13 protein-coding genes are annotated in these 14,695 nt (G+C 69.1%); 5 read left to right on the forward strand and 8 right to left on the reverse strand.

Annotation, left to right across the window (positions count from 1 at the left end; genetic code table 11):
- Positions 1-75 precede the first annotated feature (75 nt).
- Together EZJ19_RS09045 and hslV are read left to right on the forward strand one after the other, a co-directional pair.
- Positions 76-1,284: an STAS domain-containing protein gene (locus EZJ19_RS09045; protein ID WP_131446791.1), complete on the forward strand. Its 1,209-nt coding sequence runs from the start codon at positions 76-78 to the stop codon at positions 1,282-1,284.
- Between the two features lie 14 nt (positions 1,285-1,298).
- The gene (gene hslV / locus EZJ19_RS09050) at positions 1,299-1,835 is read left to right on the forward strand and encodes an ATP-dependent protease subunit HslV (protein ID WP_131446793.1); all 537 of its coding nucleotides are present in this window, start codon (positions 1,299-1,301) and stop codon (positions 1,833-1,835) included.
- A 13-nt stretch (positions 1,836-1,848) separates the two neighbouring features.
- Here the strand turns inward: hslV and EZJ19_RS09055 are convergent, their stop codons facing one another.
- A complete protein-coding gene (locus tag EZJ19_RS09055; protein WP_131446795.1) occupies positions 1,849-2,385 on the reverse strand; it encodes a response regulator transcription factor in 537 nt (178 codons plus the stop codon).
- Positions 2,386-2,449: 64 nt separating this feature from the next.
- The gene (locus EZJ19_RS09060) at positions 2,450-3,616 is read right to left on the reverse strand and encodes an ActS/PrrB/RegB family redox-sensitive histidine kinase (protein WP_131446797.1); all 1,167 of its coding nucleotides are present in this window, start codon (positions 3,614-3,616) and stop codon (positions 2,450-2,452) included.
- 114 nt (positions 3,617-3,730) lie between these two features.
- Between EZJ19_RS09060 and EZJ19_RS09065 the strand changes: the two genes are divergently transcribed.
- A complete protein-coding gene (locus tag EZJ19_RS09065; RefSeq protein ID WP_131446799.1) occupies positions 3,731-4,171 on the forward strand; it encodes a copper chaperone PCu(A)C in 441 nt (146 codons plus the stop codon).
- A gap of 63 nt (positions 4,172-4,234) precedes the next feature.
- On the opposite strand, the gene phoU is transcribed toward EZJ19_RS09065, so the two are convergent.
- The 6 genes from phoU to EZJ19_RS09095 all read right to left on the reverse strand — a co-directional run bounded on the left by phoU (position 4,235) and on the right by EZJ19_RS09095 (position 11,873).
- Positions 4,235-4,936: a phosphate signaling complex protein PhoU gene (phoU, locus tag EZJ19_RS09070; RefSeq protein WP_131446801.1), complete on the reverse strand. Its 702-nt coding sequence runs from the start codon at positions 4,934-4,936 to the stop codon at positions 4,235-4,237.
- Positions 4,937-5,003: 67 nt separating this feature from the next.
- A complete protein-coding gene (locus tag EZJ19_RS09075; protein WP_131446803.1) occupies positions 5,004-5,438 on the reverse strand; it encodes a hypothetical protein in 435 nt (144 codons plus the stop codon).
- Positions 5,426-6,361 carry a Nudix family hydrolase gene (locus tag EZJ19_RS09080; protein ID WP_131446805.1) on the reverse strand — a complete coding sequence of 312 codons (936 nt, stop codon included), beginning with the start codon at positions 6,359-6,361 and terminating at the stop codon, positions 5,426-5,428. Before EZJ19_RS09080 ends, EZJ19_RS09075 begins: the two co-directional genes overlap by 13 nt.
- Positions 6,358-7,251 (reverse strand): ATP-binding protein, encoded by an 894-nt coding sequence (locus EZJ19_RS09085; RefSeq protein WP_240754719.1) that lies wholly within the window; start codon positions 7,249-7,251, stop codon positions 6,358-6,360. The genes EZJ19_RS09080 and EZJ19_RS09085 overlap by 4 nt, the downstream gene beginning before the upstream one ends.
- Positions 7,248-8,492, reverse strand: a complete 1,245-nt coding sequence (argJ, locus tag EZJ19_RS09090; protein ID WP_131446807.1) for a bifunctional glutamate N-acetyltransferase/amino-acid acetyltransferase ArgJ — start codon at positions 8,490-8,492, stop codon at positions 7,248-7,250. The genes EZJ19_RS09085 and argJ overlap by 4 nt, the downstream gene beginning before the upstream one ends.
- A gap of 147 nt (positions 8,493-8,639) precedes the next feature.
- Positions 8,640-11,873 carry a UvrD-helicase domain-containing protein gene (locus tag EZJ19_RS09095; RefSeq protein ID WP_131446809.1) on the reverse strand — a complete coding sequence of 1,078 codons (3,234 nt, stop codon included), beginning with the start codon at positions 11,871-11,873 and terminating at the stop codon, positions 8,640-8,642.
- On the opposite strand from EZJ19_RS09095, the gene EZJ19_RS09100 reads away from it, so the two are divergent.
- Both EZJ19_RS09100 and EZJ19_RS09105 read left to right on the forward strand, forming a co-directional pair.
- Positions 11,841-12,323, forward strand: a complete 483-nt coding sequence (locus tag EZJ19_RS09100) for a hypothetical protein (protein ID WP_131446811.1) — start codon at positions 11,841-11,843, stop codon at positions 12,321-12,323. The two genes, EZJ19_RS09095 and EZJ19_RS09100, sit on opposite strands and share 33 nt — an antisense overlap.
- Before the next feature lie 9 nt (positions 12,324-12,332).
- Positions 12,333-14,666, forward strand: a complete 2,334-nt coding sequence (locus EZJ19_RS09105) for a tetratricopeptide repeat protein (protein WP_131446813.1) — start codon at positions 12,333-12,335, stop codon at positions 14,664-14,666.
- Positions 14,667-14,695: the final 29 nt, after the last annotated feature.

A 14,695-nucleotide genomic window follows, 5' to 3' on the forward strand; every position in this document is an offset into this window, starting at 1 on the left:
CCCGCCTGCCGGGTCAAGCGGGCGAATTGGCTCTATACTGGCACCTCCGTACCGATTCCCCCGAGCCGCGTCGCCATGTTCGATTTTTTCCGGAAAGACAAGGGCACTGCCAAGCCGGTCGTTCCGGATGCGCCGACCCCGGTTGCGAACAGACCCGTCGCGGCGCCGGCCAAGCCAGGCGGTCCCGCGGCCCCGGCCTCCGGCCGTCCCGCGCCGGCGCTCGCCGATCCCGCCACCCTGTCCGGCTCGACCCTGTCCGGCCCGACCCGGACCGGCCTGGAGGTCGAGGAGAGCGAACTCGAACTGGCGCCGGAGGTCGAGGAGGCCGTGGTGCTCTACGCCAGCGGCCACCCCGGCGAGGCCACGGCGGCGCTCAACCGCTTCATCCTGAACAATCCCGACAGCCGCGACCCCCTGCCCTGGCGCATGCTGTTCGACATCTACGAAACCACCGGGCAACGACAGCCGTTCGAGGACCTGGCCATGGATTACGCGGTGCGCTTTGAGCAGTCGCCGCCGACCTGGCGCCTGGCCGAGCGGACGCCGGAGACCGGTGCCGGCGGCGAGTGGCCCAGCTTCGCCTTCGCGGCCGGCCTGTCGCCGCAGGACAAGGCCGCCCTGGAGCATTTCCTGCGCGAAGCCGCCACGGCCGAGGGCGCGACGGTGGACTTCAGCAAGACCCTGGTGCCGGACAACGAGGTTTTCGGCCGCGCCATGCTCGATTGCATCTCGCGCCTGGCGGAGACCGGCAAGGCCATCCAGTTGCTCGGCGGCGATGCCTTCGTGGTGCGCCTGAACGCCAGCCGCTCCACCGGCCGCCTGGCCGAGCCGCTCTGGCTGCTCCTGCTCCTGCTCCTGCAGCTCCAGGGCAAGGCCGAGGAGTTCGATACCGTGGCGCTCGACTACGCGATCCAGTTCGAGATCTCGCCGCCGTCCTACACGCCGCCCAAGAAGGTCGCCACCAGTCCGGCCCCGGCGCGGCCGGCCCCGAGCGGCCCGAGCGGCCTGGTATTCCCGTTGCATGGCCAGATCGGCCCGGCCGAGGCCGGCGTGTTCGAGAAGCTGCGCGAATTCGCCATGCCGCTGCCCGGCGTCGAGGTCGATCTCAGCCAGGTGGCGCGCATCGACTTCATGGTCGTCGGCATGCTCATGGACGCCGTCATGTCGCTGGTCCAGGCCGGCCGGCACGTCGTCTTCAAGGACGGCAGCGAGATGGTCTGCCTGCTCCTGCGCATGGTCGGGGTCGGCCAGTTCGCCACCATCCAGCCCAGGATCAGGAAATAGCGTCGAGGACAGCCATGGAACAGTGGCACGGAACCACCATACTCTCGGTCCGCCGGGGCGATCGGGTCGCCCTGGGCGGGGACGGCCAGGTCACCCTCGGCAACATCGTCATCAAGGCCAGCGCCCGCAAGGTGCGCAAGCTGTACAACGAACGCATCCTGGCCGGCTTCGCCGGCGGCACGGCGGATGCGTTCACCCTGTTCGAGCGCTTCGAGGCCAAGCTGGAGAAACACCAGGGCCATTTGGTGCGCAGCGCGGTCGAGCTGGCCAAGGACTGGCGCACCGACCGCATCCTGCGCCGCCTGGAGGCCATGCTGTCGGTCGCCGACGGCCAGTCCAGCCTGATCATCACCGGCGCCGGCGACGTCCTGGAGCCGGAATACGGCATCGCCGCCATCGGCAGCGGCGGCGCCTATGCCCAGGCGGCGGCGCGCGCCCTGGTCGAACACTCCGACCTGAGCCCGGAGGCGGTCGTCCGGGAGGCGCTCGGCATTGCCGCCGACATCTGCATCTACACCAACCGCAACTTCACCATCGAGACGCTCGGCTGAAGCCGGCGGCCGGTCACTCCTTGACCGGCTTCTTCATCAGCTTGCGCTGCAAGGTGCGCCGGTGCATCTTGAGCGCCCGCGCCGTGGCCGAGATGTTGTTGTCGTGCTCGGCGAGCACCTTCTGGATGTGCTCCCACTCCAGGCGGTCGACCGACATCGGTTCTTCCGGGGTCGCCACCTCGGCATCGCCGCCGGCGCGGCCGAGCGCGGCGAGGATCTCGTCGGCATCGGCCGGCTTCGGCAGGTAGTGGGTGGCGCCCAGCTTGATCGCCTCGACCGCGGTGGCGATGCTGGCGTAGCCGGTCAGGAGGAGGATGCGCATGTCGCCGCGCAGGTCGCGCAGCGGCTCGATCAGGCCGAGGCCGGAGGCCTCCTCCAGCTTGAGGTCGAGGACGGCCGCGTCGGGCAGGAAGTGGCGCGCCAGGGCGAGGGCGCCGGTCGGCTCGTGCGCGCTCTCGACCTCGTGGCCGCGCCGGCGCAGGGCGTGCGCCAGAGTGGCGGTGAACACGGGGTCGTCGTCGACCAGCAGGATGCGCCAGGCGTCGTTCATGCGTGCCCCAGTGCGGCCAGCGGGATGCTCACCCGGGCCGCCAGCCCGCCGCCCGGGCGCGGCGTCAGCGCCAGGGTGCCGTGCAGACGTTCCAGGGCCGCCTGGGCCAGCAGCAGGCCGACGCCCCAGCCGTTTTCCTTGTCGCCCGCCTCGGCCAGGCCGGGCCGCGGTCGAGCACGGCCAGGCGCAGGGTGTCGGCATCCCATTCGGCCTCCAGGCCGAGGTCGTCCGGCGAGACGTCGGCGGCATTGTTGAGCAGGGTCGAGAGGACCGAGATGATGACCGGGTCCTCGCGCACGGCCGGCCCGGGGCGTGGACCGTCCAGGCGCAGGCGGGCATGGGCGCCGGGCCGCATGAGGCCCCAGTGGTCGAATATCTCGGCCAGCCAGCCGTCCAGCGCCCGGGTCGGGGCGACGGTGGCGCGGGCCCCGCCGGCCGCCGCCGCCAGGCGGTCGAGGACGCCCTTCATGCGTTCGGCCTGGGCGGCCATGACCGCGATGCCGGGCGCCAGTTCGTCGTCGCCGGCGTAGTCGCGCTCCAGTTCGCGCAACGACACGCGCAGGGAGGACAGCGGCGTCGCCAGGTCGTGGGCGGCGGCCGCCGCCTGCATGCCGAGGGCGAACAGCTGTTCGTCGCGCAGGGCCTGTTCGCGCACCCGGGCGAGGTCGGCCTCGCGCTGGCGCAGGGCCGTGGCCAGGCGGGTGACGAAGGCCGCGACCAGGGCGGCGGTGAGCAGGAAGTTGAGCCACATGCCGCCCAGGTGCAGGTCGATCGCGGTCTGTTCGCTCACCGCCAGGCCGAGCGGCTGGTAGTAGCGGGCCAGCAGGGAATAGAGCACCGCGACCCACAGGGTCATGACCCAGGCGTAGCGTCCGGGCAGGGTGACCGCGCACAGGATCAGCGGCACCAGGAGCAGGGAGATGAACGGGTTGGCGTAGCCGCCGGTGAAGTAGATCAGGGCGCCGATCACCTCGGCGTCGGCCATCAGGTAGACCATGACCTCGAGCGGCTGGCCGCCCCGGTCCAGGCGCCCGATCGCGACCAGGTTGAGGGCGCCGTGCAGGGTCAGCAGGACGACCATGGCGAGCATGGGCAGCGCGACGGCGAAGCCCTCCATCAGCACCATGACCAAGATGCCCTCGATGCTGAGCAGCACCCAGCGCGCCATGACCAGGCGCGCCAGGGTGTCCCTGGAGCAGGCTTCGTTGCGCATGGTCGCGGTCTCGGTCATGGCGGAATTTTACCCATGCCGGCCGGTCGTCCGGGATGTGCGACAATTTGCCGCATGCGCGCGCGGGTCCGTGCGCGTTAGCCTCGCCCGATTCGATACCTTGCCGGAGCCGACATGAAGCCTGCCATCCTGGTCCTCCCGCTGTGTGCCCTTGCCCTGCCCGCCCTGGCCGATACGGTCAAGGTCGAGAACGCCTGGGTGCGCGCCACGGCGCCCGGCCAGCAGGTCGCCGGCGCCTTCATGGACCTGACGGCGGACGCCGACATGGCGGTGGTCGATGCCGCCAGTCCGGCGGCCAAGGTGGTGCAGCTGCACAGCATGGCGATGGACAACGGCGTCATGGTGATGCGCCGTCTCAAGGCGGTTGCGCTGCCCAAGGGCAAGACGGTGAGCCTGAAGCCGGGCGGCATGCACGTCATGCTGATCGACCTGGTCGGGCCGATCAAGGCCGGCGCCCACCCCTCGGTGACCCTCACCGTGCGCGCGGCCGACGGCAAGAAGCAGCGGATCGCGGTGCCGCTCGAGGTACGCGAGCCGGGCGCCTCCGGCAACTGATGGCCGACGGCATGCAAAAAGCCGGCGCGCGGCCGGCTTGTGTCGCGGTCGTGCCGGCGGCCGTTACTCCAGTTCCCGCTCCAGCTGTTCCAGCGAGGTGTGGCGCACGTTCTTGCCCTTGACCATGTAGACCACGTATTCGGAGATGTTCTCGGCGTGGTCGCCGATCCGCTCGATGGCCTTGACCACGAACATCAGGTCGATGAAAAGGGTGATGTTGCGCGGGTCTTCCATCATGTAGGTGATGAGATGACGGGCGATGAGGTGGAATTCCTCGTCCACTTCCATGTCCTGGCGGGCGACGTTGGCGGCGGCCGAGGCGTCCACCCGGGCGAACGAATCGAGCGAGGTGCGCAGCATCTTGATGGCCAGGTCGGCCATGTACTTGATCTCGCTGTAGCGCGGGATGGTGATGCGGTCGTTGTTCAGGGTCTTGACCGTGAAGCGGGCGATCTTGACCGCCTCGTCGCCGATCCGTTCCAGGTCGGCGATGGTCTTGATGATGGTCAGGATCATGCGCAGGTCGCTGGCGGTCGGTTGGCGCAACGCGATGATCTGGGTGCAGGCCTCGTCGCTGGCCACTTCCAGGCCGTTGACCTGGACGTCGTTGGCGATGACCTCCTCGGCCAGCGCGGTATTCTGGCCGATCAGCGCCTCGATGGCCTTGTTTACCTGGTCTTCGACCAGGCCGCCCATCTCCAGCACGCGGGCGCGCACCGCCTCGAGGTCGGCGTCAAACTGCTTGTAGGTGTGCTCGGCTAGCATCGTTTCTCCTCGCCTGACCGCCATGGTCGGCATTGCCGGATTATATGCGCGTGTGGTGGCGAAAAAATTACAGCTGAGTGACAAATGGCACACTCAGGGCATGCCCATCCACCTTCAGGGTCATGATCCAGTCGCGCCGCCCGGTGACGCAGACCGGCAGGGTGACGCGCGCCCTCAGGGTGCCCGTGGCGTCCGGCTTGAGCGTGTACAGGTTGAAGCCCATGTCCATGCCCTCCATGGTGAAGCTGGCCTGCGCGGTGCCGGCGCCGGGCGCCTTGAGCCAGACCTCGAACGGCGTCAGGACTTTGAGTTCGCCGGCCACGCCCAGTTCCACGGGCTGGCCCGCCAGGTCGGCACGGCAGCCGGCGCGCAGGTCGGTGCAGGCGATGCGCAGCGCCGGCGCCTCTTCCGGTTGCAGGAAACGGCTGGCCACCACCACCCCGGCGATCAGCACGATCACCAGGGCCGGCGCGAGCCAGCGCGGCAGGTTCAGTTCGGCCATGCGGCGCTCCTCATCGCGATGCCGTGCGCGCCGGCCCGGCGCGCCTCGTCCAGGTCCGCCGGGCCCAGGCCGCCGAGGCCGTAGACCGGCAGGGGATAGTCCTCGATCAGGCGGCTGAAGGCCGGCCAGCCCATGGCCGGCGCGCCGGGATGCGAGGCGGTCGGCCGCACCGGGCCGAGGACCACGAAGTCGGCGCCGAGGGCGGCCGCCCGTGCCAGTTCGCCGGCGTCGTGGCAGGACGCGCCCAGCCAGGGCAGGTCCGGGCGGGCGCCCAGCTCGGCCAGCCGGCGCGCGCTCAGGTGGGCGCCGACACCCAGGCGGGCGGCCAGTTCGAGGTCGTCGTTGACGGTCAGGATGGCGCCGTGCCGGCGGCACAGCTCGGCGCAGCGCGTCGCCAGCGCGGTCCGCTCGGCTTCCGGCAGCGTCTTCTCGCGCAGTTGCACGAGGCGCAGGCCGGCCGCCAGGGCGCGTTCCAGACGGGCCAGGAATTCGCCCGCGCCGAGCTCGGCGGCGGTCGAGATGGCGTAGGTCAGGGGCAGTTCCAGGCCACGCAGGATGGGCCCGTTGGCGGGCAGGATGGGCGCGACGTCGGGATGCGCGGCGCGGGTCCAGGACAGGCCGCCCTGGCCTTCGTGCGGATGCGGCTCGCCGTCCCAGGCGGTGACCCGGAAGAAGCGCAGCATGACCCGGGCGTGCTCGTAGTCGAAGGCGCGGCTGAGCCAGGGGTAGGCGGTGCGTACCGTGATGCCGAGTTCCTCGTGCAGTTCGCGGTCGAGGGCATGGCGGGCGGTCTCGCCCGGCTCGACCTTGCCGCCCGGGAATTCCCACCAGCCGGCGTAGACCTTGCCCGGCGGCCGGCTGGCCATGAGGAAGCGGCCGTCCGGCCGTTCGATCACGGCGGCGGCGACCTCGACGCGGTTCACCGCTTGAGCCCCTGCCGGCCGGTCCAGTCGGCGGCGAACTGGCGCGCGACCCGGCCGGAGCGGCCGCCGCGCTGGGTCGCCCACTGCAGCGCTTCGAGGCGGGCCGGGGCGGTCCAGGTGCCACCCAGTTCGGCCACCCAGGATTCGGCGATGGCCAGGTACTGGTCCTGGTCGAAGGGGTAGAACGACAGCCAGAGGCCGAAGCGGTCCGAGAGGGAGACCTTTTCCTCGGTGCTTTCGCCCGGATGCACCTCGTTGCCCTGGTACTTGGTTTCCAGGTTCTCGGCCATGAACTCGGGCATCAGGTGGCGCCGGTTCGAGGTGGCGCAGATCAGGACGTTCGGCGCCAGGCCGGCGAGCGAGCCGTCCAGGGCGGCCTTGAGCGGCTTGTAGGCGGCCTCGCCGGGTTCGAAGGAGAGGTCGTCGGTGAAGACCACGAAGCGGTAGGGCTGTTCGGCGATGCCGGCGACGATGTCGGGCAGGTGGACGAGGTCGTCCTTGTCCACCTCGATCATGCGCAGGCCCTTCTTGGCCAGGCGCGGCAGCAGTGCCTTGATCAGGGAGGACTTGCCGCAGCCGCGGCTGCCGGTGAGCAGGATGTGGTTGGCCGGCAGGCCGGCGACGAACTGGCGCAGGTTGCGTTCGACCGCCTTCTTTTGCTCGTCGATGCCCTTGAGCGCGTTCCAGGGTGGGCAGTTGAGCTGGCCGATCGGCTGCAGCCAGCCCATGGCCGGACCGCGCCGCCAGCGGCAGGCGAGGTTGGTCTGCCAGTCGATGCGCGGCGGCGCCGGCGGCAGCCAGGGCTCGATGCGGGCCAGGACCTCGTTGGCCCGGGTGAGCAGGACGGCCAGTTCCGGGCTGATCTCGTAGGCGATGTCGTCGTCGTTCAAGTGCGGTACTCCGCGTTGATCTTGACGTATTCGTAGGAGAAGTCGCAGGTCCACACGGTGGCGATGGCGTCGCCCCGGCCGAGGTAGAGGCGCACGTTGATCTCCGGCGCCGCCATCACCCGCGCCCCCTCGGCCTCCTGGTAGCCGGGCGAGCGGCCGCCGTTCTCGGCCACCAGGACGTTGCCGAGCCAGAGCTTGACCCGGTCGACGTCCAGATCGGCCACGCCGGCATAGCCGACCGCCGCCAGGATGCGGCCCAGGTTGGGGTCGGAGGCGAAGAAGGCGGTCTTGACCAGGGGCGACTTGGCGATGGCGTAGGCGATCTGCTTGCACTCGGCCTCGTCGCGGCCGCCCTCGACCCGGATCTCCATGAACTTGGTGGCGCCCTCGCCGTCCCGGACGATGGCCTGGGCGAGCTGGATCATCAGTTCGGTGACCGCGTCGCGCAGCGTGTTGAAGCGCGGGTCGCCGTCGTCCATGAGCACCGGCGCGTCGGTCACCCCGGTGGCGACCAGGATGCAGGAGTCGTTGGTCGAGGTGTCGCCGTCCACGGTGATGCAGTTGAACGACTTGTTCACCGCGTACCGCAGGATGGCCTCGAGCGCCTCGCAGGACACCGGCGCGTCGGTGGCGACGAAGCTGAGCATGGTGGCCATGTTCGGGTGGATCATGCCCGAGCCCTTGGCGATGCCGGTGAGGGCGAAGTCGCGGCCGTTCAGGGCGACCTTGCGGGTGGCCGCCTTGGCGACGATGTCGGTGGTCATGATGGCCTGGGCGGCCTCGGCCCAGTTGGCCGGCTTCAGGTCGGCGATGGCGTCCGGCAGGGCCGCGACGATCTTGTCGTGCGGCAGCGGTTCCAGGATCACGCCGGTCGAGAAGGGCAGGACCTGTTCCGCCTTGAAGCCCAGCTTGTCGGCCAGCGCGGCGCAGGTCTCGCGCGCCCGGCGCAGGCCGTCCTCGCCGGTGCCGGCGTTGGCGTTGCCGGTGTTGACCACCAGGGCGCGGATGCCGCCGGCGTCATCGTCCCGGCCGCCGTGCAGGTGTTCCTTGCACACGGTCACCGGGGCGGCGCAGAAACGGTTCTGGGTGAACACGCCGACGACCTCGGAATCATGCGCCAGGCGCATGACCAGGATATCCTTGCGGCCGGGCTTCTTGATGCCGGCGGAGGCGATGCCCAGCTCGACGCCGGGAACGGGTAGGAGCGCTGCGGGATCGGGGGCGGCGAGATTGACGGGCATGTGAAATCCTTGGCGTAAGCGGTCGCGAATGTTTCGGCGGCGGGCCAGGTCCGGTCATTCCCGCGCAGGCGGAAATCCAGTCCGATGCGATTGGGGCCCGCGCCGGTGCGCGGGCGACGAAACCGTATCCGAGCCGGCTGCCGGCGCCTATTCTACTTCCTGCCAGCGGCCGTCGCCGAACAGCAATGCGCTGCGGATGCGCTTGCCCGGATAGAGGGCGGCCATGGCGCGCCGGTAGTCCGCCAGCTGGTCCAGATAGGCGTCGGAAAAGCCGCCGGTCTTGTAGTCGAGCACCCAGACCTCGTCGTCGTATTCGACCAGGCGGTCGATGCGCCGGATCTGGCCGTCGGCGCCCACGTAGGCGACCTCGTTGCGGCCCCGGCCGGAGGCGAAGAAGCGGCGCGTCTCCGGACCGGTCAGGATGGTCTCCGCCATCGCCCGGACCGGCGCGAACGCGGCCTCGTCGAGGCCCAGGTCGGCGCGCACGGCGGCCGCCGAGGCGCCTTCCGTGGCCAGTTCCAGGTAGCGATGCACCCGCACGCCGAAGTCGATCTCGGGCGTCGAGACGACGCGCCGCTGGCCGACGCCCGCGGCCGGCAGACTCGGTTCGGCGCCGGCCACGGCGGCCGGCTCGGCGGCCGCGGCGGCATCGCCGAGCCGCATTTCCGGCAGGGCCGCCAGATCCGCCCGTTCGAGTGCCGCCGCCAGGCGGGCGAGCCAGGTGCCGTCCTTCGCCTCGGCCAGGCCGCTGACGATCAGGGCCTGCTTGGCCCGGGTCATGGCGACGTAGAGCAGGTTGAGGTGCTCGCGTGCCGTCAGGCCGGCTTCCTGGGCGAACAGCGGGTCGCGCGCCCGGCCGCGCAGTTCGCCGGCACCGTAGAGCGAGAAGTGCGTCGGCCGTTCGGCCGCCGGCGGCCAGTCGAGCAGGACGCCCAGGTGGTCGCGGTCGCGCCGTTCCTCGTCGGCCTTGATCAGGAACACGATGGGGGCCTCCAGGCCCTTCGCGGCATGGATGGTGAGCATGCGCACGGTGTCGCCGGCCGCCGCGGGCGGCTCGTCCGGGGCATCGTCGCCGGCGTCTTGGCCGAGTTCGTGCAGGGCGTCGAGGAAACGCGGCAGGCTCGGGAAGCGGCCGCCGCCCAGCTTCAGGCTCAGTTCCAGGACGCCGCGCAGGTTGGCCAGTACCGAGGCGCGCAGGTGTTCCGGCGTGGCCGCGGCGTAGCGCGCCTCGACCTCGCCCTCGTGGAAGATGCGGTCGAGCAGGTCGTGCGGGGGCAGCGGGCCGGCCGCGGCGCGCCAGGCCGTCAGGAGGTCGTGGGCGCGGCGTATCCGTTCCGGGGCGTCCGGGTGGGCGCACCAGGCCGCCAGGCGGTCGAGCCAGGGGCCGCCCGGGCTGTCGGACAGCGCGACCAGGTCGGCATCCAGGCAGCCGAACAGCGGGCTCTTCAGTATCCGCGCCAGGCCGAGGTCGTCGTGCGGCATCACCAGGAAGCCGAGCAGGGCCATCAGGTCGCCCGCCTCCAGGGTGTCGAGCAGGCCGCCCCGGCGGCTGCCCAGATAGGGGATGCCGGCGGCCTTGAAGGCGTCCTCGAACACCTCCAGGCCGGTTCGGCCGGCGAACAGGACCAGCACGTCGGCGAAGCGGGCCGGCCGGCCGCCGTCCTCGGCGACCGCCAGGTGGCCGACCAACTCGACGATGCGCCGGGCGACCGCCGCCGCCTCGCCGGCGCGCTTGTCGGGGCGGGCCGGCGGCGGCTCGGTCAACGGGTCGCGCAGGGGGTGTGGCGGGTCGCCGGCGGCGTCGGCTTGGCCTGCATCGGCGGGCACCGTCAGCAGGCTGCACAGGCCGGGCAGGCCGGTCTGCCAGGCGGTGTGGGCGACGAAGCCGGGATATTCGGCGCCGAGACCGCCGAACAGGGCATTCACCCAGGCGACCACGCGCGGCGCGCAGCGCCGGGTCTCGTCCCGGCGGGCGATGCCGGCGGCGAAATTCTCCGCCAGCCAGGCGCCGGCCAATTCGAACAGACGCGGTTCGGCACGCCGGAAGCGGTAGATCGACTGCTTGGGGTCGCCGACCATGAACACGGTCGGCCGCTCGGGATCGGCACCGTAGGCCGACAGCCAGGCGGTCAGGATGTGCCACTGCAACGGGTTGGCATCCTGGAATTCGTCCAGCAGCAGGTGTTTCCAGCGCGCGTCCAGCTTGGCCAGCAGGCCGGCCGATTCGTCCGGGTCGGAGAGCAGGCGCAGGGCCAGCCATTCCGCGTCGGTGAAGTCGAGGCCGTCGCGCTCGCGCTTGAGCGCCTGATAGTGGGCGACCAAGTCCGTGCCGGCGGCCAGGGCGAGACGGTTGAGGCGCAGGGCGGCCTGGTCGGCCAGGCGGTCGCAGGCGGCCGCTACCCGTTCGCCGAGCTGGTGATGCAGTTCGACGAAGCGTACCGCCGGGCCGGCACCCAGGCGCTTGTCCAGGGTGGCGCCGCCCTTGCGCGCGGCGATCTCGCCTTTGGCGGTGAGGAAGACGGCGCGGAGTGCGGCCCAATCCGCCGGCGTCTTGGCCGGGTCGCGCGGATGGTCGAGTTCCTCCAGCAACCCGGCCAACAGGGCGGCCCGTTCGGCATCCTGTTTCACGGCCTGGCCATTCCCGGCCAGGAGCGGCAGGAACTCGGCCAGGCCGGCTCGGAAGCCCGGTTCCGACCACAGTGCCGCCGCCACGTCGGTGTCTTCGTCCAGGCCGCTCAGCGCGGCGAGTCCGGCCAGCGCCTCGGCGACCGGATCGGCACGGCCCGCGGCCCAGCGCCACCACTCGGCGCGCTTGTCCAGGAAGGCGAACAGCAGCTTGCGCACGCTGGCCAGCGGCATCGTCTCGAACAGGCCGGCCAGTGCCGCCGCCGGCGCCGCCCGTGCCGGTGCGCGCAGCGACTCCGCCCAGGTCTGCCAGGCTTCGGCCCGGAGCAGGACCGCGTCCTCGATCAGGTTGGCGGGGGCACGGCTGGCCAGGGGCGCCCGGCCGAGCAGGTTGAGGAACCAGCCGTGGAAGGTGGTGATCATCGGACCCGGCACGCTGTCCAGGACGGTCTCGAACAGGCTCCGGGCGCGCGGCAGGAGCAGGCGTGCCGCCTCGGCGTCGAGGCCGCGCTGTTCGAGGAAGGCACAGACCTCATCGGCATCCGCGACCGCGAGGTGCTCCAGCCACTCGTACAGGCGCTGGCGCATCTCCTCGGCCGCCTTGCGCGTGAAGGTGACGGCCAGCAGTTCGGACGGCGCCACCCCGGCCAGCAGCAGGCGGAGCATGCGCGAGACCAGCAGCCAGGTCTTGCCGCTCCCGGCGCAGGCCTCGACGACGGCGCTATGGGTGGGATCGATGGCCCGTTGCGGCGTCATGGCGTGTCGGATGGGCAATTGGCCGACCTTGGCTTTTCATGTATCGGCGTTTCCGGAGGGGCTATCGCAGATGTTGCTGTTCGCAGTATGTTGTGGCTGAAACATGAAGGGCATACTACCCGAGCTGACGCGGACAACGAGAGGAACCCGATGATATTCAATTGGTTTGACGCGAGGGAAGAGGTGGCTTTCGGGGCCCGGCTGGCCGAATTCTTCGACACCGAACTAACTGCGCTGGAAGGCAAATCAGGGCGCAAGCAGGACGATAAGCGGCACAAACTGGTGGTACGCGTGATGCAGCAAGCTAAACAATTTCGGGCAACCAGGAAGATCAATCCCTACAAGAAGGCCAAGCTCGCCAACGCGTTCAAGTGGCGGCTGAAGGATTTAGGCCATGACAGCGCCCTGATCGATCAGTTGACTAAGGACATTCTGCTGAACCTCCAATAGGGAACCTGCATGGCCTCATTGTTCAACTGGTTCAAGCGGGGCAAGATTGCCACGCAGGGAACCTCGACGCCGACGGACCTCATCAGGCGCGGCAATGATCTGTTGGACCGCGGCGAACTCGATGCGGCCCGGGTTCAGTATCAGGAGGCCCTGGCGCTCGACCCGGACCATGCCGACGCCTGCATCTGTCTCGGCTTCGTTCTGAAGGAAATGGGCCAGTCAGAGGCGGCAATGCCCTATCTGGAACGTGCTGCGCGGCTAAGACCTGATTCCGACGACGCCCACTATCTGCTCGGCCTTGCCGCCGAGGCACTGGGCGACGGCGAGACTGCGGCGCGCCATTTGGCCAGTGCCGTCGCAATCAAGCCGGCGTTCGCCCTCGGCTGGCGTGACCTGTGCCGCGTGCAGTTTCAGGGTGGGCACTATGCCGAGGCGAGGGACGCTGTCGAGCGGGGCCTCGCCGTCGACCCGCAGTCGCCGGACCTTCATTTTTATCTCGGCAACCTATATCTACACGAATCGGACCCCGAAGCGGCCGCCGCCAGTTATGAGAAGACGCTGGCATTGGACCCCGACCATGCCGAGGCGTACTGCAACCGAGGACTCGCCCTGCAACGCAGTGGGCGCTTCGACGATGCATTGGCGAGCCTCGACAAGGCGATCCGCCTCCGGCCGGATTATGCCGAGGCCCAGTTCAACCGCGGTTGCGTCTGTAGCGGAATGCGTCGGTTCGAGGATGCCCTGACCGACTTCGATCTTGCCATCAGCATCAGACCAGATTATGTCGATGCCCGTACCCACCGCGGCCTGGCACTCATGGATCTCGGTCGCCTGGATGAGGCCATTGACGCGTTCGACCGTGCCCTCGCCATCAACCCGGATCAAGTCGATGCCTACGTCAACCGAGGCCACGCCTTTTTCCTTGGCAACCATTATCCGGAAGCCATCGAGGCGTACGAGCGGGCACTCGCTCTAGAGCCAAACGTCCCGTTCCTGTTCGGTCAGGCCATGCATACCCGGATGAAGATGTGCGCCTGGAGCCGGTTCGCCCCGGATCTGGAGCAACTGACACACAAAATGCGCCTGGGCGAGAACAGTATCCAGCCATTCGCGGCGCAGGCGCTGATCAGCGATCCGGAACTCCTGCGCCAACTGGCCGAAACATGGGCAAAACAGACCCCTGAGCAGTCTCTCGAAACGGACGCCAGCCAAAGCGGCAGTTCCGCGAGAATTCGCGTTGGCTACTACTCGGCCGATTTTTGCATGCACCCCGTGTCGTTCCTGATGGCGGAAGTGTTCGAACTGCACGATAGGGCACGCTTCGAAGTGATTGGTTTTGCTTTTGGCAGGGACCGGCAGGATGAAATGACTCGGCGGCTCGAGGCGGCTTTCGACCGTTTCATCGATGTGCGAGGCAAGACCGACCGACAAATTGCCGAGCTGTCACGCGAGCTGGGGATAGATATTGCGATTGACCTGGGCGGTTATACGACCGATGCGCGTACCGGCATCTTCGCCTACCGGGCGGCACCTATCCAGGCGAGCTACATCGGCTATCTGGGCACCATGGGCGTCCCCTATTTCGACTACCTCCTGGCCGACGAAATCATCATCCCGGCCGAATGCCAACCCTATTACAGCGAGAAGATCGTCTACCTGCCTAGCTACCAGGCAAACGACTCCAAGCGGGCAATCTCCGACCGGGTATTTACGCGAGCGGAACTCGGCCTTCCGGAAGATGGCTTCGTGTTCTGCTGTTTCAACAACAGTTTCAAGATCACCCCTTCTACATTCGATGGCTGGATGCGGATACTCGGCCAAGTGCCGGGCAGCGTGCTGCTTCTCTATGCCGAAAATCCCTCGGTGATCCCGAACTTGCAGCGCGAAGCCGAATGCCGGGGCATTGCGCCTGGCCGTCTGGTGTTCGCAGGGGCCCTTCCGCGTGCCGACTATCTCGCCCGCTATCGGGCAGCAGATCTGTTCCTCGATACCTTCCCCTACAACGCCGGGACGACTGCCAGCGATGCGCTATGGGCCGGACTGCCTGTTCTTACCCTGGCCGGGACGGCATTTGCCAGTCGGGTCGCGGCCAGCGTGTTGCGGGCCATCGATCTGTCTGAGTTGGTCGCGACCACCCAGTCCGCCTACGAGGCGTTGGCCGTGGAGTTGGCGACGACGCCCGACAGGCTCAACCAAATCCGGGAGCGGTTGGCCGAAAATCGGGCGACCGCCCGGCTGTTCGACAGCCCGCGGTTCACCAGGAGTCTCGAGGCCGCGTACAGTGCAATGATGGAGCAGTTCCAGAATGGCGTGGCGCCGGACAACATAGTTATTCGGAACTGACGCGCCTTGGTCATTTTTCGGCGATAGGT

It is taken from the genome of Parasulfuritortus cantonensis, assembly GCF_004337445.1.
In the GTDB taxonomy this organism is placed as follows: Bacteria; Pseudomonadota; Gammaproteobacteria; order Burkholderiales; family Thiobacillaceae; genus Parasulfuritortus; species Parasulfuritortus cantonensis.